Source organism: Hyella patelloides LEGE 07179, from assembly GCF_900659865.1.
In the GTDB taxonomy this organism is placed as follows: domain Bacteria; phylum Cyanobacteriota; class Cyanobacteriia; order Cyanobacteriales; family Xenococcaceae; genus Hyella; species Hyella patelloides.
Genome location: NZ_LR214424.1, coordinates 1 through 1,548 on the forward strand (window position 1 = coordinate 1; position 1,548 = coordinate 1,548).

The 1,548-nt window shown below is 37.2% G+C and carries 2 protein-coding genes and 1 pseudogene; 2 read left to right on the plus strand and 1 reads right to left on the minus strand.

Features of this window, described 5'->3' with window-relative positions; genetic code table 11:
- Positions 1-140, minus strand: a 140-nt coding sequence (locus tag H1P_RS35450; protein WP_144876488.1) for a transposase family protein, incomplete at its 3' end; no start/stop codon positions are given.
- 228 nt (positions 141-368) lie between these two features.
- On the opposite strand from H1P_RS35450, the pseudogene H1P_RS35455 reads away from it, so the two are divergent.
- A pseudogene (locus H1P_RS35455) lies at positions 369-698 on the plus strand (transposase); the annotation flags it as partial.
- A 3-nt stretch (positions 699-701) separates the two neighbouring features.
- A complete protein-coding gene (locus tag H1P_RS35460) occupies positions 702-1,460 on the plus strand; it encodes an alpha/beta hydrolase (protein WP_144876490.1) in 759 nt (252 codons plus the stop codon).
- Positions 1,461-1,548 lie beyond the last annotated feature (88 nt).

Sequence of the window (1,548 nt, forward strand, 5' to 3'; positions counted from 1 at the left end):
CAGGTTTCTGCGACACTAATTACTGCACAAAGAGTAATAGTAATAATATCAATCAACTGATGTAGCTTAGTTCTATCTAATCTCGGAGCTTTGATAGATGAAAAATGTTCTTCTATTGTAGTTTTTGATCTTAGTTTCATGACTAAAGATAGCCAAAATTAAGTTTGATAATTGGGTCATCATATCATCAATTCTAAGAACTAATTCTGTCTTAAATTAATTGTTAATTTTACTGAATTTATCATGTTTTTACTCGGGATCGCGTCGTTAAAAAGAAGCACTTCATACTACTACTCTTCTTTTTTGACTTTTATCCTTTCTTTCTTCAATTATCTGTTTTCGCTCAATTTAAGATGCGTTTGCCCTGGTCTTCTCTGCCAGCAGACGCTCAGAATCTGGGCAATGCGATTCGCACCCATTGGGGAATCGAAAACCAAGTCCATTGGACTTTGGACGTAACTTTGCGGTGCGACCCTGCGGAGGAAACCTCCGCTAAGGAACGCGCACCAAGACATAATGAGGATCACTGTCGCGTCCGTTCAGGCAACTCCCCTCGTAATTTGGCTCTACTCCGACGTATGGCATTAAATGCCCTGAATCAAGAAAAGAGTCTGAAACGATCGCTGCGTCAAAAAATGAAGCGTGCAGCTATGAATGATAGCTATATGATGACTGTTCTACAATCCTTTTGTCAATAGGTTTTGAGATGCTCTTACCCTGCTCACAAAATTCCGATTAATAATAATGAATGGCTAGATAGTTGGTTAATAAAATCATCAGTAACCAATACGAAAGGAATTGTAATTTTATTTCATGGCAAAATTGGCACAAAAAGCTCGTTATTGGATGCAGCTAAAGTATTTAACGATCTAGGATATGATACTTTAACAATAGATTTTCGTGGTGCAGGTACATCTAGCGGAAATAAAAGCACTATTGGAGTAGAAGAAGCTGAAGATGTTGTCGCAGCAGTTAATTATTTAAAGCAATTAAACTTAAACAAGCCTGTGATTCTTTATGGTATATCCATGGGTAGTGCAGCTATTCTAAGAGCAATTTCTAAACACAATATCCAACCCGATGCAATTATTTTGGAATTACCTTTTACCACTCTTTTAAAAGCAGTCAAAATCAGATTGAAAAACGAATCTTTACCCCCTTCTCCAATGGCAGAGTTAATTGTATTTTGGGGTAGCATTCAACATGGTTTTAATGGTTTTGCCCACAAGCCAAGAGAATATGCCAAAGACGTTAAATGTCCTACTTTAATCTTAGCAGGAAAACGCGATCGCACTATGCCAATTACTGAAGTAAAAAAACTCTACCAAAATTTAGATGTTCCCAAAAATATGGTAATCTTTCCTCAAGCAGGACATCAAGTATTATCGCGATCGCATAGTAAATTATGGACACAAGCTATCAAACCCACCTTCCGCACGTCAAAGTGTAATATAAAGTAATCAAAAAACGGACGAAGAAAAGACGAAGATCGACAGTCATAAATATCCAGAAAGTCTCCAGTGATGGACAGAAATCAATAATCCGTTG